Origin of the sequence: Moraxella atlantae NBRC 14588 (assembly GCF_001591265.1) — a bacterium.
Lineage (GTDB): Bacteria > Pseudomonadota > Gammaproteobacteria > Pseudomonadales > Moraxellaceae > Faucicola > Faucicola atlantae.
In genome coordinates this window covers 111,662-136,527 of record NZ_BCUL01000001.1, presented here as the reverse complement: position 1 = coordinate 136,527, position 24,866 = coordinate 111,662, and the positions used below count along the sequence as shown (strand labels likewise).

Here is a 24,866-nt window from a genome sequence, read left to right as displayed (position 1 = left end):
TGTTTAGCACACGGTTTTTAGCAAGGTCTTAAGATTGGGGGAGCTATGGCGTTAATCGTGCAAAAATACGGCGGCACGTCGATGGGTAGCGTGGAGCGCATCAAAAACGTTGCGCAGCGCGTCAAACGTTGGCACGACCACGGGCACCAAATTGTGGTGGTGGTATCGGCGATGAGCGGTGAAACCAACCGCTTGATTGACCTTGCCAAACAAGTCAGCGCAAAGCCCGACCCGCGCGAATACGACCAGATGGTTTCAACGGGCGAGCAAGTATCGATTGCGCTGTTGGCAATGGCACTTAAAGACTTGGGCGTCAATGCCAAGTCAATGACAGGCGGACAGGTGGCGATTCGCACCGATAGCAGCCACACCAAGGCGCGTATTCAACACATCGATGATAGCCAAATCCGCAGCGCGCTGGACGCAAACATGGTGGTTGTGGTAGCAGGTTTTCAGGGTATTGATGACCACGGCGACATCAATACCCTAGGGCGTGGCGGCTCAGACACCACAGGTGTGGCACTGGCGGCGGCGTTGTCGGCGGATGAATGCCAAATCTATACTGATGTCGATGGCGTATATACCACCGATCCACGCGTCACGCCAAAAGCCAAAAAACTGGCAAAAATCACCTTTGAAGAAATGCTAGAGATGGCAAGCCTTGGCTCAAAGGTCTTACAAATTCGTGCGGTAGAATTTGCAGGTAAATACCAAGTACCGCTGCGCGTGCTGTCAAGTTTTGACGAAGACGTGGACGGCAGCTTTGATGACACATTCAGACAAACGGTGGGCACACTGATCACCACCGACGAGGGAGACACGATGGAACAGCCGATTATCTCAGGGATTGCGTTTAACCGTGACGAAGCCAAAATCGTTGTGCGCGGTGTTGCCGACCGCCCTGGGATCGCCTCAGCGATTATCAGCCCTGTCAGCCAAGCCAACATCGAAATTGACATGATTTTGCAAAACTTGTCAAGCAATGGCTCAACGGACTTTAGCTTTACCGTCAATCGTGGCGATTATGACAAAGCCATGCAGATTTTGCAGGAGCACTTGGCAGAAATCGGTGGCAAAGAAATTGTTGGTGATAACAAAGTGGTTAAAGTATCACTGGTGGGTGTTGGTATGCGCTCACACGCAGGTGTAGCAAGCCAAATGTTCCAAACGTTGGCAGAAAACAACATCAATATTCAGATGATTTCAACCAGCGAAATCAAAATCTCGGTGGTTATCCAAGAGCAGCAGCTTGAAAAAGCTGTCAAGGCATTGCATACCGCATTCGGGCTTGACCGTAATGATGGTGAAAGCAAGGTTGCAGGCTTATAATCCGCCTTGTAATTTAGCAAGATGCCCCGATTAAAGGGCTAAAGGCGCGCAGCTTTTTTAAGACCGCTTTAAAACTGTGCCATTGCCACCGCCAAATGCCAACCTCAGTTGGTTTTGGCGGTGGATTGTTTTATACTGCTTGTCAGTACAGCCAATGATGGTCGTGATACACCCTTACTATATGTTGTGCGATATGGGCAATCGCAACAGTATGGCATATGGCAACCGTGCCACGTTGGCTAATTTTTGGTAAATAATGATAAGGCGCATTAACAAATGCGTCAGTCACCGCAGCAGCAAGTCTGCTAGTAAGGCGACATAAGGAGCGTGACGCATGTTAATTTTGACCCGCCGAGTCGGCGAAACCTTGATGATTGGTGATGAAGTCAGCGTCACCGTATTGGGTGTCAAAGGCAATCAAGTACGTTTGGGTGTTAATGCGCCCAAGGACATTGCCGTACACCGTGAAGAGATTTATCAACGCATTTTGCATGAGCGCACAGGCTTTGAAGGTGATGGCACCTATGACAACGGCTATGAGCGCAGCTACCACGACCGCCACCACAATGATCGCGGTTATATCCTGCAGCCGAGCGAGGCTATCAAGGCAGTTATTCACGCTTTGATGACCAAACAGGTTATGATCACCGTGAGCGCAGCGTGCCCCATACCCCACATGGTAATGGCGACTTAAACCATTTGGAAAATCAACGCGTTGGCAACCAAGGCAACTTTAATCCAAATTTTAACCCATTTGATGACGATTTTTATAATCGTTAAAATTTGTAAAGTAACAGCCGCTGATATTTTTGGCGTATCAGCGGCTTTTTGTTGACAATCATTTTTAATACTGGTTTAAAATTTACTGGCTTAAATCATGTATTCGATTTGTGCCTCTTGCAAAAAGTCAGCAACAAATGCATTGGCAGGGTTACGAATCAGCTGCTGATAATCGCCGACTTGCACGATCTCACCGTGATTCATCACCACGATTTCATCGGACAATTCTGCCGCTTCGTCTTGGTCATGGGTGACCAAAATACTGGTAATGCCCAACTCATGATGAATAGCACGCAGCCAACCGCGCAACGACTTACGCACTTTGGCATCTAGCGCGCCAAACGGCTCATCAAGCAATAGTAACTTGGGTTCAACCGCCAATGCGCGTGCCAAAGCAATCCGCTGTCGCTGCCCGCCCGAGAGCTGATGCGGATATTTATTGGCGGTCTGTGGTAGCTGCACAAGCTCAAGCAGATGGTTGACTTTTTTGTCAATCTCCGCTTTGCTTGGGCGCTGGTTTTTTGGCATCACCGTTAAGCCAAACGCGATGTTGTCCTGTACGGTCATATGGCGAAACAGCGCGTATTGCTGAAACATAAAACCGATATGACGCTTTTGCACAGGCACATCAGTGACATCTACACCATCAAACAAAATCCGCCCCGTATCGGCAAGCTCTAGCCCTGCAATGATACGTAGCAGCGTGGTTTTGCCACAGCCTGAAGGACCAAGCAACGAGGTCAGTTTGCCCGTCGGCACGGTCAAGTTCAACGGATGCAAGGCGGTAAATTGCCCAAACTGCTTGCTGACATCACGAATTTCAATGCTCATGGCGTGGGGTTATCCTTGTTTGATGGGTCTTGCGCGTGCTTAGGGTATTCACTGGGCGCGGTCGGCAACGGCTGAAAATTGATATCCTCTTGTACCGTCTCGTTTTGTACTGTCTCGTTAGATTGCTTATTGGCTTGATAGCGTGTTAAAATTTGCTGAATACTCAGCGTAACCAATGCCAACAGTGCAAGCAAGCTAGACAAGGCAAATGCCGCCACCATGTTGTATTCGTTGTAGGCGATTTCAACCAACAGTGGCATGGTATTGGTTTCGCCGCGAATATGCCCCGACACCACACTGACCGCGCCAAACTCGCCCATCGCACGCGCATTGGTCAAAATAATACCGTACAACAGCGCCCACTTGATGTTTGGCAAAGTCACGCGCCAAAACATCTGCCAACCTGACGCACCAAGCGTCAAAGCCGCCTGCTCTTCACTCGCGCCTTGCGACTGCATCAGCGGAATAACCTCACGCGCCACAAACGGAAACGTAACAAACAGTGTTGCTAGTACAATGCCTGGAATGGCAAAAATCACCTGAAAACCAAAGTACTCCAGCCACCCACCCAGCCATGTGTTCGCGCCCAAAAGTGACACAAACATCAAACCTGCCACCACAGGCGATACCGAAAACGGCAAATCCAGTAATGTGGTCAAAAACTGTTTACCGCGAAAATCAAACCGCGTCAAAAGCCATGCCAATGCAATACCGATCACTGTATTGATCGGCACCACAATCGCCGCAGTCAATAAAGTCAAACGAATTGCCGCCAAGGCTTCGCTGTCAGTCAATGCAGCAAGGTACAGCTGCCAACCGCCTTTAAGTGCCTCATAAAACACCGCCGCCAGTGGAATCACCAGCATAACCGTCATAAACAGCACCGCAATGCCAATCAGCAGCCAGCGCAGCCACGCAGGTTCTTTGGTTGCAGGCGCGTTTTGATACGGGTAGTCTTGTCCGCCTATCATCACACGCCCCCGCCACGTCGCGTTAGCCACCATTGCGCGGCATTGATGGTAAATAAAATCACAAATGAAATCAACAACATAAACAACGCCACCGCTGCCGCGCCCGTGACATCAAAGCTTTCTAATTTACCAATGATAATCAGCGGTAAAATCTCTGACTTCATCGGTAAATTACCGGCAATAAAAATCACCGAGCCATACTCGCCTGTGGCACGGGCAAACATCATGCCTGCCCCCATCAGCAGCGCTGGGTACAACTCGGGCAGTACCACACGGCGCACGGTTGTTAAACGATTTGCGCCCAACACCGCAGCGGCTTCTTCATATTCTACCGACAACTCTGCCAACACAGGCTGCACCGCGCGTACAACAAACGGCAAACTCACCACCACCAATGCCAGCCAAATGCCAATCGGGGTAAACGCAATTTTGATTCCAAACGGGGCAAACCAACGCCCAAGTAAACCATTGGGTGCGTATAGCGTTGCTAACGAAATGCCCATCACCGCCGTCGGCAAAGCAAACGGTAAATCCACCAAGGCGTTGAGCAGCGATTTGCCAACAAAGTTATAACGCACCAATACCCATGCCACCAACGTGCCGAATACCAAATTGGTCAGCGTCGCCAGTAACGATACCTTGAGCGTTAGACCAATCGCAGCTTGCACACGCGGTTCGGTGATGGTCTGCCAAAAACCTGCCAATCCGCCATCTGCCGCTGTCAGCACCATGGCAACAAACGGCAACAGCACCAGCAGCGACAACGCCAACACACTGATGCCCAAACTAAGATTAAAAAACGGCATGATGTGGCGTTTTTTATTGTTGAGTAGCGTCTTAGCATCCACACGCGGCTTAGCCGTCGTGGGCGGCGCGTTATCGCGGGCGTGAGGCGGACTTGCCATACGTGGAACTTACCTTTTGTTGATGAAATATAAAATTAAAGCCAAATTATTTTTTGGTATCAGCAGGTGTTGTGGTGCTGTTTGGGTCGGCTAGCTGGTCAAACACGCCGCCGTCTTTAAAGTATTTGCCCATGATGTCATCCCAACTGCCAAATACAGCGTTTGGGCTAAAGGTGTTGAGCGTGGGCAATTTGTCGGCATTTTTTGCCAACACATTGGCATCGCTTGGGCGCAAGTACAAATCTGCCGCCAACTGCTGAGCAGGCTCACTCCATAGATAATCCAAATACGCTTTTGCCGCCTCAGTCGTGCCTTTTTTATCGGTCACGGTTTTGACGATGGCAACGGGGTTTTCTGCTGCTACAGTGTAACTTGGATATACAATTTCAACTTGTCCCTGCCCAAATTGCTTGCTGGCAAGGTTGGCTTCGTTTTCAAACGTCACCAAAACATCACCGATTTGACGTTGCAAGAATGTGGTGGTAGCCGCGCGTCCGCCGTTTTCATAAACAGGTACATTTTTTAATAGCTGCTTAACAAAGTTTTGTGCTTTGGCATCGTCGTTGTTAAATTGATGCAAACCGTAGCCATACGCACCCAAAAACGCATAACGGCCGTTGCCTGTGGTTTTGGGATTTGCCAAGACGATCTGTACGCCTGATTTGGTCAAATCTGTCCAATCTTGAATGTGTTTGGGATTGCCTTGACGCACCAAAAACACCACCGCACTGGTATATGGTACGGCGTGGTTGGGAAATTGCTGCTGCCAATCATCGGCAACCAAGCCTTTTTTAACCAGTAGCTCGATATCTGAGCCTTGGTTCATGCTGACAACATCGGCTTGCAAACCATTGGCCACTGCCAACGCCTGTTTGCTTGAACCACCGTGTGACTGCTGAATGTCGATTTTTGCGCCGTTGTGAGTTTGGGCGTATTCTTGGACAAATTTGGGGTTATAGTCTTTATAAAAATCGCGTGCCACATCGTATGATACGTTGAGCAATTTGATATCGCCTGTGGCAGCTGCCGTGTTTGTTTGCGCGTTGCTGTTGTCCGCCTGTTGGGTGGGCGCGCGCGCACAGCCAATCGCCGCAGCCAAGGTCACAACACCGATTGTCGACCATTTGGCCGTGTTAGATTGGACAAATTTGTGAAACGACAATACTGCGTTTGGCATAACAACCCCTTAATCTACATCACGTTTGGCATTCATGCTTGAGCACAAATGCGTAGCAATCAAGCGCGCTATTTTAACAAGGTTCATCACCATTTGGCTATGATAAATTACCGCATTGTTATGACTAAACGGCATATTTAAAGCATAATTGCAGGCGTTTAGGACACGCGTTGGGGTGGTCAAAATTTGGGCTATTTAGCTGTTGATTGCTTGGGCAAACAGCCGCTATAGCCAATAAATTTTAGAAAATCATGCCCAAATGGCTTATAATAGCGGTATTTTTTAATGCATTTTTTCTTAGGTTTTATACAAAAAAATTATGCCATCACAAACCTCTAGCACTTTTACAGAATCTGGCGTATCGTCCAACAATGCAGTGGTATTGTTATCGGGCGGACTTGATTCGGTCACCTGTTTGTACTGGGCAAAGGTGCGTTTTGATAACGTCACCGCGGTCAGTTTTGACTACGGGCAACGCCACAACAGCGAGCTTGCCGCCGCTAAACGCATTGCCAAGCACGCACAAGTTGCGCATCGCATCATCAATATTGATTTAGCGCAGCTGGGCGGCTCGGCACTGACCGACCCGAGCATGCAGGTGCCAACGGGGCATGCGCATGACTTTGCCGAGCAGCATGACGACAATGCCATTCCCAGCACGTATGTGCCTGCGCGCAATACGATTTTTTTGGCGTATGCCTTGGCGGTGGCAGAAGTCACTCAAGCGCGTACGATTGTCATTGGGGTCAATGCGGTGGATTATTCAGGCTATCCTGATTGCCGCCCTGATTACATCGCCGCGTTTAACCACATGGCAAACCTTGCCACCAAGGCAGGACGACTTGGGCAAACCTTGACCATTGCCACGCCTTTGTTGGATTTGAGTAAAGCCGATATCATTCGCTTGGGCACATCGCTTGGTGTGGACTATAGCCTAACAGTGTCATGCTATCAGGCCGATGATGCAGGACGGGCGTGCGGTGTGTGCGACAGTTGTGTGCTGCGCCAGCAAGGTTTTTTACAAGCTGAAATAGACGATCCCACACGCTATCGGGTAGGCTAACGCCATGTGCGTGCGCTGCAGGCAGATCGTTGTGGCTTTATCCAACCAATCGACCAACAGCGCGCCGAGTTACTTGAGGAATCCTATGAAAATATCGTCATTTAAACTATGTACTGCGCTGAGTGTCGCTGCGTTACCTGCTGTGGTGTTGGCGACTACGAGCGCGCACGCTGCCAACGCTCAACAAGTCAATGCCTGCGCTAGCCAAATGACTGAGCGCAACATCACCGACAACAAGTCTGCCAAACGATTTTGCACCTGCGTGCTTGATGAGCAAGCCAAAATCACGCAAGCACAAAAAAACGAGCTGGACGAATGGGTACAAAGCGGCAAAGATGTCCGCCAAAACAAAACCTTTCAAACCATCAGCCTGCGCATGAAAGCCTGCGGCGATGGGATCAAATTTAATCGACCCAACGCCAACGACAAACGCTAATGCCAAAAAAGACTGTGCCATGCAGTCTTTTTTATTTGACCCAATCAAACATAGGAAAACACGATGCAACCCACCCCCACACATACGGTTGATGTCGCTGTGATCGGCGCAGGCACAGCAGGACAAAGCGCGTTTCACCAAGTCAAAAAATGTGGCAAAAATGTGGTGATCATCAATGCAGGCAGCTGGACGACAACCTGTGTGGATGCTGGCTGTATGCCCAGTAAGCTGCTACTGGCTGCGGCAGAACGCGCGCACTTAGCCCACACAGCAGATGAATTTGGCGTAATCACGCAGGTGCAAATTGATGGCAAAGCCGTCATGCAGCGTGTTCAACGCGAACGCGCACGCCTAGCCAGCTATGTACAAGCCACAGTTGATGGCTGGGACGATGACCAAAAAATCAGCGGCACCGCACGCATTGTTGGCAAAAATGCTGACGATCAGACCTTATTGGCAGTCAATGATGACATCATTGCGGCAGATACGTTGATCATCGCCACAGGTTCAATGCCATCAGTACCCGATGGTTGGGCGGACATACTCGGCGATCGGCTTTTGACCTCAGATACGGTGTTTGACTTGCCCGATTTGCCCAAGTCGCTGGCAGTGGTTGGCGCAGGCGCAATTGGGCTTGAGCTAGCACAGGCGTTTAGTCTGCTTGGTGTGCGCGTGCGGCTGTTCAACCGTGATGCCACGCTTGGCAGCTTATCTGATGATGACATCAATGCAGCAGCGATTGATAGCCTAGCCACTACGGTGGATATGGCATTAAATGTAACGATTGACACGCTGACCCAAACTGACAATGGCGTGTGCGTGTATTACACCGATTGTGATGGCAACGCACAGACGTTTGAGGCAGAGTATCTGCTAGCGGCGGTTGGACGGCATGCCGAGTTAGAAAAATTGGGGATCGACAAGCTTGATATCGCCTTGGATGACAAAGGCTATCCTAAAGACCTAGACCCTGCCACAGGACAAATTGGCAAACGTCGCGTGTTTGTCGCAGGGGATGCCAGTGGACATTTTCTGCTACTGCACATCGCCAACATCGAGGGCACACAAGCAGGTATGCTTGCCAAAGACTGCCCCATCACCGCTGACTATATCCGTGATTTGCCCGTGCCGTTGTCGGTGGTGTTTTGCTTGCCCAATATTGCCCAAGTTGGGCAAACATATGCACAGCTCAAAGACAGCGACACGGATTTTGTGACAGGTAAGGTCAGCTTTGCCAACCAAGGGCGCAGCCGCGTCATGGGTGTCAACCAAGGCGCACTCCACATCTATGCCCATCGCAGCGATGGCAAATTGCTTGGCGCGAGCATGGTCGCCCCCGATGGCGAGTATTTGGCGCATATTCTTGCGCTTGCCATCATGCAAAGGCTTAGTGCTAGTGAGCTTTTGACCATGCCGTTTTATCACCCCACTATCATTGAGGGTATGCGCACGGCATTGCGTGATATCGTCAAACAATGTTTGGCATTGTCTGACGATGAGGGTACAGACACAGCTGCCGCGCGTGCAGCTGAGACAAAAAACGCTGCTTTACCCAACGTCAATCCCATGTTACGCTAAGCTGACACGCAACCAACGCGCTATTTAAAGGTCGGGGTATGTCGGCACGCCAGTTTTTTCGCCAAATTTTTCGCGATTTGTATTATGATTTTTATTTGGCGTTGGGCGGATCGCTGGAGGACGAGGCACTCAACTGGACATGGCAAGCCAAACGCATTGCTGCAACGACGATTAAAGTCGCGATTTTGCTTGGCGTATTGGGGCTGCTGTACTGGCTGACCGTGTATGCCATCAAGCACAACCGTTGGACGGGCAAAAAAAGCCGTTATTTTTCATCATGGCGGCTGTTTGCGCGGCTGCTGTGGCTGTTCTCAAGCGTGCTTGCGGTGATGAGCCAGCTTAGCGTAGAGCCCGATACCATCAAAGCCAGTGTCAAGGCAGGGGTTTGGTCGGTGCTGTTTTATTTGTTGTGGTATAACCTTGGCTATATCATGCAACAAATGCTCAAAGATTATGGCCTCAATGCCTCGATTAAGCAACTTTTGCATAACCTGCTGTCGGTGCTGATTATCGTGCTCTGGCTAGCAAGCGTCATGGCACAGTTTGGTTTTGACATTGTGTCGGTGGTTGCAGGTCTGGGGATTGCAGGCATTGCGGTAGGTTTTGCAGCCCAATCGACATTGGCAAATTTTATTTCGGGCATTAATATTTTAATTGAGCAGTCGTTTCAAGTGGGTGACTGGGTCAAAATCAATGACAACGAAGGCAAAGTCGTTGAAATTGCCTTGCGTACCACCAAGATTTTGACGCGCGATAATATCACCGTGATTGTGCCAAATTCGTCGGTTGCCTCATCGGTGGTGATTAATCTGACCTCCAAAAATCTGATTCGCTTTGACATTGAGGTGCGTATTGCGCTTGAGCAGGATATCGAGACGGCGCGCGAGGTGATGATGGCGGTACTCACGCAGGAGGAAGCGCTGAGCCCACGCCCTGCACCACTGGTCACGGTCGATCATATCGGCGATTTTGGTGTGTATTTTATCGTACGGTTTTGGGTTGCACCGCCGCAAGTGGCGCGTTTGCCTGTGCTCAAAGAACAGCTGCGTGAAAAAATCAAACGCGCATTTGATGATGCAGGTATCGCTACGCCCTACCCACATATGCAGCTTATCGCGCCCGTATCAAATTTGCGTCCGCGTCAGCTCAAAACCGCCTTGCCTGCCAAACCCATCCCTAAGCTTGCGCAGCTAAAAAACTGGCGCAAAGTAGCGTCGTCGTCTAAATTTTTTGGCGTTTTTTTGGATAACGCTGTTTTGGAAAAATAATTGCTTAGGCTATTTTTAGCCATCCAAAGCCGCTGAGCAAACTATCAAATCGCCGTATCTTGCGTTAAGCGCATAAACATGCTACTTTTAATAAAATACCAACAACAACGTGGATAACACCATGAACAGCTTAGAACAACTTAAACAAATGACCACCGTTGTCGCCGATACGGGCGATTTGCAAGCGATTGCACGGCTCAAGCCTGTGGACGCTACCACCAACCCAAGTCTGATTACCAAAGCTTTGTCGCACGCTGATATGCAGCCCCAACTACGCGCCGCGCTTGCCCGCCACAGTGGTGATGTGGATGCGGTAATCAATGACTTGACTGTGGATTTGGGCAAGCAGATTTTGGCATTGATTGAGGGGCGCGTTTCAACCGAAGTCGATGCCAGTCTGTCGTACGATACCGACGCGACTGTACGCCAAGCGTTGCAATTTATTGACGCATACGCCAAAGCAGGTGTAGATACGTCGCGGATTTTGATTAAAATTGCTGGTACATGGCAAGGCATTCAAGCCGCACGTCAGCTTGAGCAGCAAAATATTGCTTGTAACGTAACACTGATTTTTGGTTTGGCGCAGGCACAGGCATGTGCCGATGCAGACGTGACGTTGATATCACCGTTTGTTGGACGGATTTTGGACTGGCAAAAACGCGCCGAACACGCTGAGCATATCGCCATCGCGCAGGACAAAGGCGTGCAGTCGGTCAAACGGATTTATCATTATTTCAAACAACACGGCTACCCGACCCAAATTATGGGCGCAAGCTTTCGTAGCGTCGAGCAAATTTTGGCATTAGCAGGTTGTGACTTGCTAACGATTTCGCCCGAATTGCTTGACGCGCTAGCCAGTATGCAGACGCCTGTGGTGCGTCAATTGTCACCCGACATGACGCATGAGCCCATCACCAAAACCACACTTGCACAGGCAGATTTTGACACACAATTGACCCATGACGCGATCACGCATGAGCTATTGCCTGCAGGCATTGAAGGATTTGTCAAAGCGCGTCAGCAGTTGGTTGATTTGTTAAATAGCTTGGCATGATGCCTTATTTTAAAAATAATTAAAAATGAAAGCCGCCAGCTTGTGTGTGGTCAGCGGCTTTTTTTGAATAAATTTTACAACCTAATACGGTGCGTAAACCACCTCGACACCGTCATCATCGTCAAAATCATCATCGCCTAAGTCGTCGGCTTGTACGCCCTCACGTTGTGCCTTGCGCTGCGCACGATAGGCTTGTTTTTGCGCCTCGCTATTTTGACGTACTTCAGCTTCTAGGCGTAAGAAACGCTCACGCTGAGCCGCGGCGTATTCGGGATCTTCTTGCTCGCGCTCACGCTCTGCCTCGATGGCGTTCATCAAATGCCATACCACCGCATCTACCCCTTCGCCTGTCAAAGTCGAGGTCATAAACACCTCCCCTTGCCAGTCCAAGCCCTCAACGATACGCGCGCGCATCGCCTCACGCGCCTCTTCAGGAATTTGATCGATTTTATTTAAAATCAAAATCTGGGGCAAATCCGCCAATTCAGGCGAAAACGCCGCCAATTCATGCAAAATCACGCGCGCATTAGAGATCGGGTCACTGCCGTCAATCGGCTGTACATCGACCAGATGCAACAGCCGCCGTGTACGCGCGACGTGTTTTAAAAACCGAATACCCAACCCTGCGCCCTGCGACGCACCCGCAATTAACCCAGGAATATCCGCCATGACAAACGAGCGATGCCGCCCGACATCCACCACACCCAAGTTTGGCACCAATGTGGTAAATGGGTAGTTGGCGACCTTAGGGCGCGCTGCCGATACCTGCCGAATAAACGTCGATTTGCCTGCATTGGGTAAACCAATCAAGCCAACATCGGCAACTACTTTAAGCTCAAGTTTAAGCTGTTTTAGCTCACCTGCAAAGCCTGAGGTAGCACGGCGCGGTGCTTGGTTGGTTGAGGATTTAAAATGTGTGTTGCCCAATCCGCCATCACCGCCTTTGGCGACCAATAAGGTTTGACCTTTTGCGGTCAAATCGCCAATGACGCTGTCGGTTTCAACATCGACCACCGTTGTACCAATCGGCACGGTCAGATAAATATCATCCGCGCCGCGCCCTGAGCAGTTTTTGCTGCCGCCGTTTTCACCGCGTTTGGCCTCAAAACGCCGCGTAAAACGATAATCAACCAACGTGTTGGTGTTGTCATCGGCAATGACATAGACATCACCGCCCTTGCCGCCGTCACCACCGTCAGGGCCACCTTTGGGTACATATTTTTCTCGTCGAAAGCTGACAATGCCGTTGCCACCGTCACCTGCTTTGACTGTTACGATTGCTTCATCAATAAATCGCATTGTCACCTCGTCCTTATTTTTTAAAACTGATAAAATTCATCATTTTAGCGGATTTTGAAAGTTAAAGGCAAAATTTTTACCCATCATCACGCTAAAATGGTACAATCGGCTGAGACCATCAACCCAACATCCAGCATAAAATCACAGCAAAAACCCCAACAACAATGCCTGTCAATCAACACATATTGCACCAAATTAATGACCTTGCCACCAGCCAATCCACCAGCGAGGCTACCTTGAGCAGCAGCGAGATGGCGCAGCTTAGCGCAGAGCTTGCGCACGCCCAAGCCGAAGCCGAGCTGCATGCCGCCATGCAAGACACCACGCTGTCATTGGCGGATTATCTTGCCGCCGTGCAATTGGTGATTGATGAAACCTTTGCCCACAGCGTGTGGGTCAAGGCAGAGATTCGCAGCCACAGCAGCAAAGGCGGACATCATTATTTTGAGCTGGCGGACAAGGACGCGGACGGGAAAATCACCGCCAGTTGTCGCGGCAATTTGTGGCGTGGGCAGGCGCAGCGTCTACTTGGTAAGTTTGAACGCCAAACGGGACGCAGCCTTGCACAAGGTTTGAACGTACTGTTTAAAGTATCGGCAAGTTTTCATCCGCAATATGGGTTTGCCGTCACGATTCTGGACATTGACCCGACTTATACGTTAGGCGATTTGGCGCAGCAATACCAAGCTATGCTCAGTCGCTTACAAAATGAGGGCTTATTGACGCTCAATGCCAGTTTGCCTACACCGTTTGACATCACGCACGTGTTGGTCATCGCACCCGAGAACGCCGCAGGCTTGGGCGATTTTCGCGCCGATGCCGACCGTCTGATGGCGGCAGGTGCGTGTGAATTTAGCTATGCCCATGCCACGTTTCAGGGTAACCACGCGCCCAGTGAGATTCGCCAAGCCATCATCACGGGGCGTAAGGCACTGCAAGCGCGAGGTATTACACCTGATTTGTTAGTCATCATTCGCGGTGGTGGTGCGGTTGGTGATTTGGCATATTTAAATGATTATGAACTTGCCGCGTTGGTCGCCGAACAGCCGATGCCTGTGTGGGTTGGCATTGGGCATGAGCGTGACCGCGTATTGCTTGATGAGGTGGCACATACGCGATTTGATACCCCATCCAAGGTCATCGCAGGCATTACCCAACACCTGTACGCCACCACCCAAGCGGCAAAACAGGCATTTGTCCAAATTCAGCACGCCGCCACACAGCAGCTGCAACTGGCAAAAACTGACTGCCAACGCCAGTTGATGACCAGCCAACACGCCGCCCTTCAGCAACTACAGCACAGCCATCAGCAGCTTGATTTTGCCTTCAACACGCTCAAACAAGCCGCGTATCAGCAGCTTGCCCTTGCCAAGCAGCACAGCGAGCAGTTGCGCGAGGTGATTTTGCTCCAGCACCCTGCCAGCGTGTTGGCAAAAGGTTATGCCATTGTGCGTACCGATGACGGGCATGTCATGACCCGTGCCAAACAAACCGCGCCAAATACCCACTTGACCCTACAATTACAAGATGGGCAACTGGCGGTCACGGTCAATGCCGTGACCCTTAACGACTAAATGACAGGTTCGATTTTTTTGACTTGTTAGTTTTTAACTTTAGATAAATTTAGATAAATAATCCTATGAACACCACTACCACCCCAACCGACTTTCAATCCGCCTACCAACTGCTTAAAGCCAATGCCCAACAGCTACAATCTAGCCAACAACCGAATATTGATGAGCTCATGGCGATTGTTGAGCAGTCCATCGCCGCCTACAAAGTCTGCCAAACGCGCATTGACGCCGTTGAACGCGCGCTCAATCAAGCCTTTGACAGCAGCGACAGTGACGCTTAAATATCGACTTTGACGCCAAGCTCAACCACTTGGTTGCTGGGCAGTTTAAAATACTCTACCGCATTGCCAGCGTTACGCTGCATATGCCCAAACAGTTTTTTGCGCCAACGTGCCATGTGGGCAAGTGGGTGCGCTGCGCCAGTTTGTGACGAGACTTGTTTTTTTGGCGCAGGGTTTTTGACCACAATCTGCGACAAAAAATAGCTCACAGGCTGTTCGGTAAGGTTAAAATTAAACGCTGTCACGTGGCGTAGCGCGGCAGGCACATCGATGTCATTTTTAAATCCGTAATTGAGCAGCACCTGCCAACAATTATTGCCCAAGTACACCTCCTCGCTGCGCTTTGCAAGCCCAATCCACGGCACGTCATGGGTTTTGACACACACAAACACTTGAAAATGGTGCAAGACCTTGTTGTGCTTAAGATTTTGTGTGAGTGCCAACGGGACGATATCGGGCGTTGCCACCAAAAATACCGCCACGCCCTCAACAATATTGATATCAGCAATCGGTTGGTATTTGTGATAGCGCGCGTGTTGTTCTTGTAAATGTTGGTATTGGCGATCCAAATCACGGCTCAATGGGCTATCAGCAAACGCAGGCATCAACGCCAGCTTGTTGATGCGTGCATCCAGCTGCTGCACGGCGTTTTGTAAACGCGCTGCCTTAATCCCTCCATAAAGCTGCGCCAAGTATTCGCGCAAATCAACACTGGTGCGTTGTTGGGTTTGGCTAAGCAACGCACGCCCATCGCGCCAAGTGGTCATAAGCACAAACATGCCTGCACCCAGCAGCAGCGGAAACCAACCGCCCTTGGGCAATTTAAGCAAATTTGATGCCCAAAATAGCCCATCGATACAGACAAAAAACGCCGTCGCCGCGACACACAACGCCCATGGATAACGCCACGCATAGCGAATGACAAAAAACGTCAAAATCGTCGTAATCAGCATATCGGTACACACCGCGATGCCATACGCTGCTGCCAACGCACTTGAGGTTTTAAACAACGCCACCGCCAGCACAATCGCCACAAACAATCCCCAATTCACCGCAGGCACATAAATTTGTCCTGCCGATTTGGCATTGGTATAAACGATCCGCAAGCGCGGCAATAAACCCAACTGCACCACCTGTTTGGTGATACTAAACGCGCCAGAAATCAACGCTTGCGAAGCAATCACTGTGGCAAGCGTTGCCAGCACCACCATGCCCACGCGCAGCGTTTCAGGAATCATCAAAAAAAACGGATTGTCGCGCGCCGTCGGGTTTGCCAACAAAAACGCGCCTTGCCCCAAATAATTGAGCACCAGCGCAGGCAGCACAAGCCCAAACCACGCTAGCCGAATCGGACGCTTGCCAAAATGCCCCATATCGGCATACAACGCCTCACCACCCGTCACACACAGCACCACCGCACCGAGCATCAAAAACACCGTCCACGGCGCGTGCGTCATCAGCATAAGCGCATACAGCGGGTTGATAGCTGCGATAATTGCAGGATTTTGTGCAATGTGATACACGCCAATGCCTGCAATAGCAGCAAACCACAGCACCATGATCGGCGCAAAAAACCGCCCGATGCCTTGCGTGCCAAAACGTTGAACAAAAAACAGCGCGAACAAAATCACCAACGTCAAAGGCATGACCCATGGCGCAAGATGCGGTGATACCACCGCCAACCCCTCGACCGCCGACAGCACCGAGATGGCAGGCGTAATCACCCCGTCACCATAAAACAAACACGTGCCAAAAATCCCCAACAGCATAATCACACCGTATAGCTTGGTCATGCTTGCCGACTGTGCCTGCTGACGAATCGCACTCATCGCCAGTGCCAACATCGCCACCAGCCCGCCCTCACCGTGATTATCGGCGCGTAGCACCAAAGTGACATATTTTAGACTGACAATAATCATCAACGTCCAAATAAACAGCGAAAAAACGCCATACACATTCGCCGTTGTCCACGCCAAACCGCCATGGGAAAATACTTCTTTGACCGAGTACAGCACACTGGTACCAATATCACCATATACCACGCCAATCGCGCCAAAGGTCAAGGCAAATTGTGATGTATGACCATGGGTATTGGCTGTGGTGGATAAATTGCTAGATGTAGCTAAGGAAGGGGTTTTTGGGTGGGTCATAAAGCTGCCAACGTCCGATGTTTGCGCCATTATACGCCTGTTTATCAAGCTTACGTGACAACTTTATTTTGTAACTATTTTTACCAAAACCTAAATAAAACTTGTGTTTATTCACGCCTTGCGTTATAGATTTTGGTATCAATTGGCTCTGATAAAATCTGCCGCCGCTGTTGCATAACACCACAAAAGCCCCCACCCTATTGCATAAGTTATTCACTTTTGGTAAATTTTGCCGCCGCAAAGCGATGCTTGCCGCGCCACACTTGCCTATAGGTACTCATACGATGAATGAAAATGACTTGCGCGTCATCAAAACCCAGCAGCACATTGAGCAAGCATTTTTAACACTGCTTGCCAAAAAGCCTTATCGCGCGATTACGGTGCAAGATATCCTAGAGGATGCGCAAATCAATCGCTCAACGTTTTATCGGCATTATGCCAATAAAGACGCGCTTGCCGAGGCGATGGTGGCAGGATTTCGCACGGTGTATGAGCAGTTTTTGGCAGAGCGTTGCACGTTGTCATCGCAAGAAAACCTTGCCAACTGGTTGGCGCGGTTTTGGCAATTTATTTATAGCCAAAAATCGCGAATCTTGGCATTGTGGCAAATCAAAACGCCAACGATCCATCTATACGACGACATGTACGCGCTGATTCGGCGCAATTACATTGCGTATGCTGAGTACCATGGCAAGGCAGGTGATTTGGACTACCAAGGGCATTGCTATGCGCACATGGTGCTAAGCAGCTTGATGTATACGCTTGAGCACGATGTCGAGATGAGCGTTGATGATATGCGCCAAAACTTACTGACCATGCTTGACACCGCGCGGATGAAAACCGAGCAGATTATCTGCTAATATTCGCTGATTGGTTGCTGCCAACCAGATCAATCACCCACACTTCAGACTGCGAGCCTAAGCGAAACGGTACGCCCCACAGCCCATAGCCTGAGCTGACGATGACATCAGTGTTATGGATGCGTTCATGCCCATAAGCCAGCCGATACATCGCCTTTACAATAAAATTGGCAGGAAAAATCTGCCCGTTGTGGGTGTGTCCCGATAGCTGCACGTCAATCGGTAACGCGACATTTTGCGCGATTTGGCTAGGCTCATGATCAAGCAGTACGATGGGCAGCTGATTGTTAGGCGGTAGCAGATCAGCGGTGGGTTTACGGTATTTGGCGTGGTCATCTAGCCGCCCAACCAGCCACAGCCGTTGATCGACCAACGCGCGGCTATCGGTCAGTAGGTGAATGCCAGCATCCTCGATGGCACGGCGAATTTGCGCTTCATGCCCGTACATATCATGATTACCTAAACTGGCATATACCCCAAGTGGCACAGCATGGACAAGCGCGCTGAGCGTTGGCTGCATGTTGCGCGCGTTGTATTCATCGGTGTTGTCGTCCATGATATCGCCTGCCATCAATAGCAGTTCGATATGCTCATCTTTGACAATAGCTTGTAGTTTTTTTAGATGGTATTGTCCAATCAACCGCCCCAAATGCAAATCTGAGACCAAACCAATGCGTAACGGTTTTGCCAGTGGCTGATTGGTTTGAATGGTTAAACGGCGCACCACAGGCATATACGCGTTATACACCCCAAGCCCAACCAAACCGACAAACATCACTGCCAGTAGCCCACGCACGCCCCATAGGGTATACCCACTCGCCGTGCTTGCGCCCATGCTTGCCAACAGCAGCTTACTGACCAGTAGATGCACCAACCACGTCGCCAGCGTGGCTAAAATAAACAGCCACAGCACGGTCAGCCAGCTCATCAACAGTTTAAGCCCCATACCCGAAAACTTAACCACCACTGCCAATAGCAAGCCATTACTAAACGCAAATAGTGCCCACAACACATAGCGACTGGTTTTTGCCGTCAGCCATGGCGCAAATCCCCATTGCACACCACGCGCCGCGCCATACGTCAAACCCTCAAGCAGCAGCACGGTAATTGCTAAAAATACCCAACGCATTTTTTATCCTTAGAATAATTTTTTATTGACTTTTAATTGCTGAATTTAACTCACAAATCGGTTGGCACCGCTTTGCACTTTACGGTTGAATGATAGTTGAAAAATTATAGGTAAAATTGGTTACAATATAGCGAGCCTTCACCATTGCGCTGACAGATTTTCAAACAACTGTCATAAAAATAGGCATAAAAACAGGCATAAAAACAGGACACGCCATGCCACATTTAATTATCGAAACCAGCCAAAACTTATCTATTCCCGATCCTGAGCGTTTAATGCAGCAAATTCACCAAGCCCTATTTGCTACGGGACAAGTTAAAGCCCTCAATGATTTAAAATCGCGCTTGTACCAAAGCAAGCACAGTTTGGTGGGCGACGGTTGCACGGCTGAACATTTTATCATGGTGCAATTATACTTGATGGCAGGGCGTGATGCGGCTACTATCGCGCATTTATGTCAAGTCGTTGCCGACACCATTGCGCAGTTTTTTGCCACGCATTTGCCCAACAATGACCCGCAACAGCCACTACAAATTTGTGTCAATCCCGTTGAATTGGGCGCGCAGTACACCAAACGCAACGTGCATATTTGATCATCAGTGTTTGGGTAAAACAGGGATTTAAGTCGCGCCTTAATCCCTGTTTATACTTGACTTACCGTCCTTTATGGGTAAATTGACTCAATCACCCCACCGCCTAAGCACACCGCGCCATCGTACAATACGCAAGATTGACCTGGTGTGACCGCACGCTGCGGCGCATCAAACACCACCCGAACGCGACTTGCATCAGCATTATCGGCGTATAGCGTGCAGGCTTGGTCAGGCTGGCGGTAGCGCGTTTTGGCGGTACAACGCAAGCCATCTGTGTCAAAGACTTGCGGCGGCGGTGCAACCACCCAATCGACTTGGTAGGCAACCAATGATTTACTTTGTAAGCGCGGATGGTCATGCCCTTGCCCGACGATCAAGCGGTTGTTGGCTAAGTCTTTTTCTAGCACAAACCACGCTGCTTCATCACGGTCTTTGACCCCACCAATACCAATACCGCCGCGTTGCCCCAATGTGTAGTACATCAAGCCATCGTGCCGCCCAATGCGTGTGCCATCATCGGTATAAATATCGCCTGGTTTGGCAGGCAAATACTGCTGCAAAAAGTCTTTAAACCGCCGCTCACCAATAAAGCAAATCCCTGTCGAATCCTTTTTGTGCGCCGTTGCTAGCTGATATTGCTCGGCAATCGCGCGCACTTGCGGCTTGGGCAACTCACCGACAGGAAACAACGTTTTTGCCAGTTTATCACCGCCCACAGCGTGCAAAAAGTAACTTTGGTCTTTGTTGTCATCCAGTCCGCGCAACAAATTTGCCTTGCCATCAGCATTAACAAAGCTGCGCCGTGCGTAATGCCCCGTCGCGATATAATCTGCACCAAGTGTCATGGCATAGTCCAAAAATGCACGAAATTTGATTTCTTTATTGCACAAAATATCAGGATTTGGCGTGCGCCCTGCGCCATACTCTGCCAAAAAGTGCTCAAACACCTTGTCCCAATACTCGGCGGCAAAATTCGCGGTGTGCAATTTAATACCGATACGGTCGGCAACCGCTTGTGCGTCGGCAAGGTCAGTCAGTGCCGTGCAGTATTCGGTGCCGTCGTCTTCTTCCCAGTTTTTCATAAACAAGCCTTCAACAGCAAAGCCTGCTTGTTTGAGCAACAACGCACTAACCGACGAATCCACACCGCCTGACATACCGACAATCACGCGAATCGGTTGATCGCCAACAAGTCGCTGAGCGTCTGCCAAACCAAACGCGCTTGATAATGCTTCAGCCATAGCACCCCCATACTTAAACCCATTATTTTAAAACGCTTATTGGGGGCTGGCAAGCCAAAAAACCACTTGCACTTATTCACAAAGCGCGTCACTATAGCTCTGATTTTCTATTGACATAACCATGATTTCATGGTTTTTGAAAGTTTTAACAAATTTACCAATCCATCAAGAGTATATCAACGATGAATAGCGAATCCAATGTAGTAATTTTGCTGGTGGAAGATGACGCGGCGATTGCCAGTACGCTGCGCTATGCTTTTACGCGCGAGGGCTGGCAGGTGCATTGGTGTGGCAGTATTGGACAGGCGTTGGATTTTGTCCAACAATCGGATTGCCCGCCCCTTGCTGCTTTGGTGCTGGATATCGGTTTGCCCGATGGTGACGGCTTCGCGCTGTGTCAGCAGATACGTTTTGGCACATCCGTGTCAGCGACGCTGCGGCAAGTGCCGATTGTGTTTTTGACCGCGCGCGACGAGGAAGTGGATAAAATTGTCGGGTTGGAAGTTGGTGCGGATGATTACATCACCAAGCCGTTTAGTCCGCGTGAAGTCATTGCGCGGCTTAAGGCGATTTGGCGCAGACAGCAGATGAGCCACACCGACAGCCACGCCAACCACCCTACACCCTCACTTGTATCGAGCGCGTCCACACCGCCGATCCATTTGACGCACGATTTTGTCAAAACGTTGGCAAGCGGCCAGTGGCGCTATTATGATGCGCAGGTGCGTTTGATATGGGATGACGTGCCATTGACGTTGAGCAAAACCGAGCTTGCGATTATGTTGGCGTTGTTGGCTTATCCCGAGCAGATTTTGTCGCGTGAGCAGATTTTGGTACACATCAGCCCCCACCCCGAACACCGCTTGGCGCGTACGATTGACAGCCATGTCAAAAGTTTGCGACAAAAATTAGCCAGCATACGACCAGATGTCACTGTGATTAGCACCCATCGAGGTTTGGGTTATAGCCTGCAAGCGGCGGATTAGATCCATTTATGTCACCGATTGCGCCCAACACCGTTTCAAACCCTGCCAACCCTACCAACCAAAGACCGTACCGCCCTCGTCCCAGTTTTCATGCCTTGTTAGATGCCCTATTTGGTAAGCGCGTGGCGTTTAGTGTGTTTTTTCGAATTTGGTTTGCGGTGGTATTGGTGATTGCCATGGCTAGCGGGCTGACGTTATACCAACTGCAAAAAACCATTCGTCCATCAGCCCAGCGCGTGGTTGAGGATATGTTGGTCGATAGCGCAAAACTATTGGCGCAAATGCTAGCACCCTATACGGAGGAGGATTTCACCGCTGCCACCGTGCAGGCGCGTTTCGCCCCTGCGCTTGCCAAGCCTTTGGCTGTCGCTCCTTCCATCAATGAGGAAACGCCGCTGTGGTTTGACCAAAAGACCGCCAGCCAGCTGTTGGTCTATGTCACTGACGCTGATGGCATCGTGCTATACGACAGTACTGGACAAGCGATTGGACAGGATTATAGCCGTTGGAATGACGTGTATTTGACTTTACGCGGCAAATATGGCGCGCGCGCCACACGCAGCGACCTCAAAGACGAACAAACCTCTATTATGTACGTTGCCGCGCCTATTTACGCCCACGACGGTACATTGGTTGGCGTGGTCAGCGTTGGCAAGCCAAGCCGCACGCTACTGCCTTATCTGACTGTTAGCCGCCAGCAGCTTTTGCAAACCATCTTGATGGTGACGCTATTTGGCATGGTGCTTGCGGCGTTGGTTGCGGCGTGGTTGCGCCATAGTGTCGCGCAAGTGTCGCATTATACCGCCGAACTTGCCCGCACACCGCCACCACATTTTTATTTGGGTAAAGAACTTAATGACTTAACCACTGCGATTGGCGATATGAAACATCGCATTGAGAACAAAGCCTATGTCACCGAATACGTCCATACGCTGACCCACGAACTCAAAAGCCCCTTAACGGCGATTCGCGCCAGTGGTGAGCTATTGGGCGATGACCTGCCTGCTGCTGATCGCATACTATTTAGCCAGACGATTTTGCAGCAGTCAGACAAGCTTCAACATTTGATTGAACGCCTGTTATTATTAGCAAAGTTGGAACAACCCACGTCGCGGCTTAACCGTGAGCCCTTGGATGTCGGTCATTTAACGCAGGTTTGTCTTAGCGCACAACAGGCATGGATTTTACAGAAAAATTTACATTACCAAACTTTTGTTGCTACCAACGCCACCCTGAAAGCAGACCCATTTTGGCTTCAGCAAGCCCTACAAAACGCCATCGACAATGCGATTAAATACGCGCAATCACGGTTTGCTGTGGGCGTTTGGCGGTCATTGGCAGGCTTACATATTTGGCTAATCAATGACAACCCGCAGCTGCCCGACTATGTCTTAAATCGCGCTTTCGAGCGATATTTTTCTTACCAAAGCCTTACGGATAGTGTACCCACACAACCCAGTAGTACGGGTTTAGGTTTAACCTTAATCCGTCAAGTCATTGAATTACATGGCGGTACAGCGACTCTGCGCCAGCTTACATTGGCGGAATTGCAAACCTACCTTGAAAACAGCGATGCAATCACTGTTAATTCAACAACCGACAGCACCGCCCAAGATTTTAAAAACTGGCTAATGGCTTGCGCCACTGAGGTTCATCAACATTCTTCCCCACTATTTTATGTCCTATTAGAGGTTACTTTACCAGTCACCTAAAATTTTATCATCCATTAAACCTTTGACCGCTGACGCAAAATCCATCAAATTTTCACACAATGCGCATCCGCTTTGCATAGGTTGGCTTTAGACTAAGTTCAATCAAAGATGCTAAAGCGAATAAGGAGTTGACATGTGCCTGTTCAAAACTGACGATTTTTATTCATTGAACAATCCATCGCAACTTATCTTACACTGGCAAGGCTTGCCGAAAGTGACTATCCAACAACGATTAACACGCGCAAATTGCGAGTTTGTTGAATTTGCTTATTGGTTGATCGTACCATCATTGGGTGTGATGTGTCGGTTTGAGCAGCAGATTTGTGTGAACATCGTAGAAAATCTACCAACCAAACACTTGGTAGAAAACCTAATCACTGCGGCTTAAAACATTTAACGTCATTACACCGCCTTTTTCAACCGCACGTTGATAGGCAGGGCGTACGTGGGCTTTTTTCAGCCAGTTATGAATGTGAGTGTATTTGGCAGGCAAATCACCCGTTTGCGCCATGGCATTGATGACAAATTCTAAATGAATATCCGCGCCACTAAACTGCGAGCCTGCCAGCCACGTGTGCTTGCTTAGATGCTGGTTTAAAAATTGCAAATGCTGTTCAGAGGATTGATTGAGATAAGATTTTTGCACGCCTCTGTGCAGTAGCTGCGCCACCTGCTTGATACCAATGGGTGATTTTTTGGCAGCAAAGGCAAACATTAAGCTAATCATCCGCAGCGGCATCAACGAGCTTTCGGTAAAGTGCAGCCAGTAGCGGTATTGCTCATACGCTGCGGTGCCATAATCGGGGCGCAGCTGTTTGTCCTTAACCATGGCTAACATGATGTCATCATTGGGCGCGTCATCACTGACAGTTGGAAGGTGGCGTTGCTCGCCTTGTTGCAACCGCGTGTCATAGTGGTCGATGATATGCTCAATAATATGTGCCGACTCAACCAACGCGGTGTCACCATCTTGCAAAATTGGCGACTTGCCTAACGGATGAATGCGCTGCATGGCTTTGGGTGCCAGCCCATGTTTGCGCTCATAGGTGGTAAGCTGATAATCTAGCTTTAGCTCCTCAAGCAGCCAAATAATGCGAAACGAGCGCGAGTTTTCTAAATGATGTAAATGTAAGGTACTCATAATATCATCCTTAATCTTTGAATAGTTAATCTTAAACTACACTTAAAAAAACTGGGAAAAAGTTTTGGATTGCTAAATTACTGGATTAATTTATTGTAGCGTAAAGCTCTGGCCAAATCGTTAGCGAACTGTGGCAACTTGGTGCAAAAATGGTTATTTTGCGCTATGATGGCAGCTAAGCTTGGCTGACTAAATTTTGACCCATACCCAGCATTTTGACCCATACCCAGCCGTACAATCCAACCGATTTTGCACAACCTATGAATCAAGCACAAAACTCTACTACCGCAACCAACACGCTTGCCACCCACCCTTGCCCGCGTTGCGGTACGCCAACCGTATGGCAAAACAACGCCAATAAGCCATTTTGTAGCGCGCGTTGCAAGCTGATTGACCTAGGCGCGTGGGCAAGCGAGGACTACAAAATCGCTGCACAAGACGCGCCTTTTAGCGATGAATTGATGGGCGATGATCAGCGCTGATCATATTTGATGATATAAACCATCCG

The 24,866-nt window shown here is 49.7% G+C and carries 23 protein-coding genes and 1 pseudogene; 15 read left to right on the top strand and 9 right to left on the bottom strand.

Translation table 11 applies throughout. The features are described 5' to 3' along the window. Positions 1-45: 45 nt before the first annotated feature. A complete protein-coding gene (locus MA2_RS00615; RefSeq protein ID WP_067054891.1) occupies positions 46-1,329 on the top strand; it encodes an aspartate kinase in 1,284 nt (427 codons plus the stop codon). 334 nt (positions 1,330-1,663) lie between these two features. After that, positions 1,664-1,835: pseudogene (csrA, locus tag MA2_RS11365) on the top strand (carbon storage regulator CsrA); the annotation flags it as partial. Positions 1,836-2,199: 364 nt separating this feature from the next. On the opposite strand, the gene MA2_RS00605 reads toward csrA, so the two are convergent. From MA2_RS00605 to MA2_RS00590, 4 genes are all read right to left on the bottom strand, one after another. After that, on the bottom strand, positions 2,200-2,940 hold the full coding sequence (locus MA2_RS00605) for a sulfate/molybdate ABC transporter ATP-binding protein (RefSeq protein ID WP_079351980.1): 741 nt from the start codon (positions 2,938-2,940) through the stop codon (positions 2,200-2,202). Then, positions 2,937-3,911 (bottom strand): sulfate ABC transporter permease subunit CysW, encoded by a 975-nt coding sequence (gene cysW / locus MA2_RS00600; protein WP_079351991.1) that lies wholly within the window; start codon positions 3,909-3,911, stop codon positions 2,937-2,939. The genes MA2_RS00605 and cysW overlap by 4 nt, the downstream gene beginning before the upstream one ends. Continuing rightward, positions 3,911-4,717 carry a sulfate ABC transporter permease subunit CysT gene (cysT, locus tag MA2_RS00595; RefSeq protein WP_067055389.1) on the bottom strand — a complete coding sequence of 269 codons (807 nt, stop codon included), beginning with the start codon at positions 4,715-4,717 and terminating at the stop codon, positions 3,911-3,913. Before cysT ends, cysW begins: the two co-directional genes overlap by 1 nt. 145 nt (positions 4,718-4,862) lie before the next feature. Continuing rightward, positions 4,863-5,993, bottom strand: a complete 1,131-nt coding sequence (locus tag MA2_RS00590; protein WP_067054888.1) for a sulfate ABC transporter substrate-binding protein — start codon at positions 5,991-5,993, stop codon at positions 4,863-4,865. 319 nt (positions 5,994-6,312) lie between these two features. On the opposite strand from MA2_RS00590, the gene queC reads away from it, so the two are divergent. From queC to MA2_RS00565, 5 genes are all read left to right on the top strand, one after another. Next, positions 6,313-7,056 carry a 7-cyano-7-deazaguanine synthase QueC gene (queC, locus tag MA2_RS00585; protein ID WP_067054885.1) on the top strand — a complete coding sequence of 248 codons (744 nt, stop codon included), beginning with the start codon at positions 6,313-6,315 and terminating at the stop codon, positions 7,054-7,056. Positions 7,057-7,141: 85 nt separating this feature from the next. Then, positions 7,142-7,492 (top strand): hypothetical protein, encoded by a 351-nt coding sequence (locus tag MA2_RS00580; protein WP_067054883.1) that lies wholly within the window; start codon positions 7,142-7,144, stop codon positions 7,490-7,492. Positions 7,493-7,555: 63 nt separating this feature from the next. Next, positions 7,556-9,070: a dihydrolipoyl dehydrogenase gene (locus MA2_RS00575; protein WP_079351982.1), complete on the top strand. Its 1,515-nt coding sequence runs from the start codon at positions 7,556-7,558 to the stop codon at positions 9,068-9,070. A 38-nt stretch (positions 9,071-9,108) separates the two neighbouring features. Next, positions 9,109-10,338 (top strand): mechanosensitive ion channel family protein, encoded by a 1,230-nt coding sequence (locus MA2_RS00570; protein WP_067336778.1) that lies wholly within the window; start codon positions 9,109-9,111, stop codon positions 10,336-10,338. A gap of 121 nt (positions 10,339-10,459) precedes the next feature. After that, the gene (locus tag MA2_RS00565) at positions 10,460-11,392 is read left to right on the top strand and encodes a transaldolase family protein (RefSeq protein ID WP_067054880.1); all 933 of its coding nucleotides are present in this window, start codon (positions 10,460-10,462) and stop codon (positions 11,390-11,392) included. 81 nt (positions 11,393-11,473) lie between these two features. Here the strand turns inward: MA2_RS00565 and obgE are convergent, their stop codons facing one another. Continuing rightward, complete coding sequence (gene obgE, locus MA2_RS00560; RefSeq protein ID WP_067054877.1) at positions 11,474-12,691, bottom strand: GTPase ObgE; 1,218 nt, start codon at positions 12,689-12,691, stop codon at positions 11,474-11,476. Between the two features lie 164 nt (positions 12,692-12,855). Here obgE and xseA point away from each other — a divergent pair, with 164 nt between their 5' ends. Both xseA and xseB read left to right on the top strand, forming a co-directional pair. Continuing rightward, positions 12,856-14,265 carry an exodeoxyribonuclease VII large subunit gene (xseA, locus tag MA2_RS00555; RefSeq protein ID WP_079351983.1) on the top strand — a complete coding sequence of 470 codons (1,410 nt, stop codon included), beginning with the start codon at positions 12,856-12,858 and terminating at the stop codon, positions 14,263-14,265. Between the two features lie 65 nt (positions 14,266-14,330). Continuing rightward, complete coding sequence (xseB, locus tag MA2_RS00550; RefSeq protein ID WP_067054872.1) at positions 14,331-14,546, top strand: exodeoxyribonuclease VII small subunit; 216 nt, start codon at positions 14,331-14,333, stop codon at positions 14,544-14,546. On the opposite strand, the gene MA2_RS00545 is transcribed toward xseB, so the two are convergent. Beyond that, positions 14,543-16,726, bottom strand: a complete 2,184-nt coding sequence (locus tag MA2_RS00545) for a potassium transporter Kup (protein ID WP_211269838.1) — start codon at positions 16,724-16,726, stop codon at positions 14,543-14,545. The genes xseB and MA2_RS00545 overlap by 4 nt on opposite strands. A gap of 254 nt (positions 16,727-16,980) precedes the next feature. On the opposite strand from MA2_RS00545, the gene MA2_RS00540 reads away from it, so the two are divergent. Then, entirely contained in the window at positions 16,981-17,556 is a 576-nt protein-coding gene (locus MA2_RS00540; protein WP_067055384.1) for a TetR/AcrR family transcriptional regulator, read from the top strand. On the opposite strand, the gene MA2_RS00535 is transcribed toward MA2_RS00540, so the two are convergent. After that, entirely contained in the window at positions 17,546-18,685 is a 1,140-nt protein-coding gene (locus MA2_RS00535; protein ID WP_067054869.1) for a metallophosphoesterase, read from the bottom strand. The two genes, MA2_RS00540 and MA2_RS00535, sit on opposite strands and share 11 nt — an antisense overlap. 215 nt (positions 18,686-18,900) lie before the next feature. Here MA2_RS00535 and MA2_RS00530 point away from each other — a divergent pair, with 215 nt between their 5' ends. Beyond that, entirely contained in the window at positions 18,901-19,278 is a 378-nt protein-coding gene (locus tag MA2_RS00530) for a 5-carboxymethyl-2-hydroxymuconate Delta-isomerase (RefSeq protein ID WP_067054866.1), read from the top strand. A gap of 71 nt (positions 19,279-19,349) precedes the next feature. Here the strand turns inward: MA2_RS00530 and mnmA are convergent, their stop codons facing one another. Further along, positions 19,350-20,519: a tRNA 2-thiouridine(34) synthase MnmA gene (mnmA, locus tag MA2_RS00525; RefSeq protein WP_079351984.1), complete on the bottom strand. Its 1,170-nt coding sequence runs from the start codon at positions 20,517-20,519 to the stop codon at positions 19,350-19,352. Between the two features lie 182 nt (positions 20,520-20,701). On the opposite strand from mnmA, the gene MA2_RS00520 reads away from it, so the two are divergent. The 3 genes from MA2_RS00520 to MA2_RS00510 all read left to right on the top strand — a co-directional run bounded on the left by MA2_RS00520 (position 20,702) and on the right by MA2_RS00510 (position 23,605). Further along, the gene (locus tag MA2_RS00520; RefSeq protein WP_067054863.1) at positions 20,702-21,505 is read left to right on the top strand and encodes a response regulator; all 804 of its coding nucleotides are present in this window, start codon (positions 20,702-20,704) and stop codon (positions 21,503-21,505) included. Between the two features lie 8 nt (positions 21,506-21,513). Next, positions 21,514-23,217: a two-component system sensor histidine kinase CreC gene (creC, locus tag MA2_RS00515; protein ID WP_067054860.1), complete on the top strand. Its 1,704-nt coding sequence runs from the start codon at positions 21,514-21,516 to the stop codon at positions 23,215-23,217. 133 nt (positions 23,218-23,350) lie between these two features. Beyond that, the gene (locus MA2_RS00510; protein ID WP_067054857.1) at positions 23,351-23,605 is read left to right on the top strand and encodes a hypothetical protein; all 255 of its coding nucleotides are present in this window, start codon (positions 23,351-23,353) and stop codon (positions 23,603-23,605) included. On the opposite strand, the gene MA2_RS00505 is transcribed toward MA2_RS00510, so the two are convergent. Beyond that, positions 23,588-24,358 (bottom strand): glutathione S-transferase family protein, encoded by a 771-nt coding sequence (locus tag MA2_RS00505; protein WP_067054854.1) that lies wholly within the window; start codon positions 24,356-24,358, stop codon positions 23,588-23,590. The two genes, MA2_RS00510 and MA2_RS00505, sit on opposite strands and share 18 nt — an antisense overlap. Before the next feature lie 260 nt (positions 24,359-24,618). Here MA2_RS00505 and MA2_RS00500 point away from each other — a divergent pair, with 260 nt between their 5' ends. Further along, positions 24,619-24,840, top strand: a complete 222-nt coding sequence (locus tag MA2_RS00500) for a DNA gyrase inhibitor YacG (RefSeq protein ID WP_067055377.1) — start codon at positions 24,619-24,621, stop codon at positions 24,838-24,840. The last annotated feature ends 26 nt before the right edge of the window (positions 24,841-24,866 follow it).

Coding starts and splice junctions, on each gene's coding strand:
- MA2_RS00605 (WP_079351980.1), bottom strand. CDS start 2,940: ATGAGCATTGAAATTCGTGATGTCAGCAAGCAGTTTGGGCAATTTACC.
- MA2_RS00500 (WP_067055377.1), top strand. CDS start 24,619: ATGAATCAAGCACAAAACTCTACTACCGCAACCAACACGCTTGCCACC.
- mnmA (WP_079351984.1), bottom strand. CDS start 20,519: ATGGCTGAAGCATTATCAAGCGCGTTTGGTTTGGCAGACGCTCAGCGA.
- creC (WP_067054860.1), top strand. CDS start 21,514: ATGTCACCGATTGCGCCCAACACCGTTTCAAACCCTGCCAACCCTACC.
- MA2_RS00540 (WP_067055384.1), top strand. CDS start 16,981: ATGAATGAAAATGACTTGCGCGTCATCAAAACCCAGCAGCACATTGAG.
- cysT (WP_067055389.1), bottom strand. CDS start 4,717: ATGCCGTTTTTTAATCTTAGTTTGGGCATCAGTGTGTTGGCGTTGTCG.
- MA2_RS00530 (WP_067054866.1), top strand. CDS start 18,901: ATGCCACATTTAATTATCGAAACCAGCCAAAACTTATCTATTCCCGAT.
- MA2_RS00615 (WP_067054891.1), top strand. CDS start 46: ATGGCGTTAATCGTGCAAAAATACGGCGGCACGTCGATGGGTAGCGTG.
- xseB (WP_067054872.1), top strand. CDS start 14,331: ATGAACACCACTACCACCCCAACCGACTTTCAATCCGCCTACCAACTG.
- MA2_RS00520 (WP_067054863.1), top strand. CDS start 20,702: ATGAATAGCGAATCCAATGTAGTAATTTTGCTGGTGGAAGATGACGCG.
- obgE (WP_067054877.1), bottom strand. CDS start 12,691: ATGCGATTTATTGATGAAGCAATCGTAACAGTCAAAGCAGGTGACGGT.
- MA2_RS00565 (WP_067054880.1), top strand. CDS start 10,460: ATGAACAGCTTAGAACAACTTAAACAAATGACCACCGTTGTCGCCGAT.
- queC (WP_067054885.1), top strand. CDS start 6,313: ATGCCATCACAAACCTCTAGCACTTTTACAGAATCTGGCGTATCGTCC.
- MA2_RS00580 (WP_067054883.1), top strand. CDS start 7,142: ATGAAAATATCGTCATTTAAACTATGTACTGCGCTGAGTGTCGCTGCG.
- MA2_RS00570 (WP_067336778.1), top strand. CDS start 9,109: ATGTCGGCACGCCAGTTTTTTCGCCAAATTTTTCGCGATTTGTATTAT.
- MA2_RS00545 (WP_211269838.1), bottom strand. CDS start 16,726: ATGGCGCAAACATCGGACGTTGGCAGCTTTATGACCCACCCAAAAACC.
- MA2_RS00505 (WP_067054854.1), bottom strand. CDS start 24,358: ATGAGTACCTTACATTTACATCATTTAGAAAACTCGCGCTCGTTTCGC.
- cysW (WP_079351991.1), bottom strand. CDS start 3,911: ATGATAGGCGGACAAGACTACCCGTATCAAAACGCGCCTGCAACCAAA.
- MA2_RS00575 (WP_079351982.1), top strand. CDS start 7,556: ATGCAACCCACCCCCACACATACGGTTGATGTCGCTGTGATCGGCGCA.
- MA2_RS00590 (WP_067054888.1), bottom strand. CDS start 5,993: ATGCCAAACGCAGTATTGTCGTTTCACAAATTTGTCCAATCTAACACG.
- MA2_RS00535 (WP_067054869.1), bottom strand. CDS start 18,685: ATGCGTTGGGTATTTTTAGCAATTACCGTGCTGCTGCTTGAGGGTTTG.
- MA2_RS00510 (WP_067054857.1), top strand. CDS start 23,351: ATGTGCCTGTTCAAAACTGACGATTTTTATTCATTGAACAATCCATCG.
- xseA (WP_079351983.1), top strand. CDS start 12,856: ATGCCTGTCAATCAACACATATTGCACCAAATTAATGACCTTGCCACC.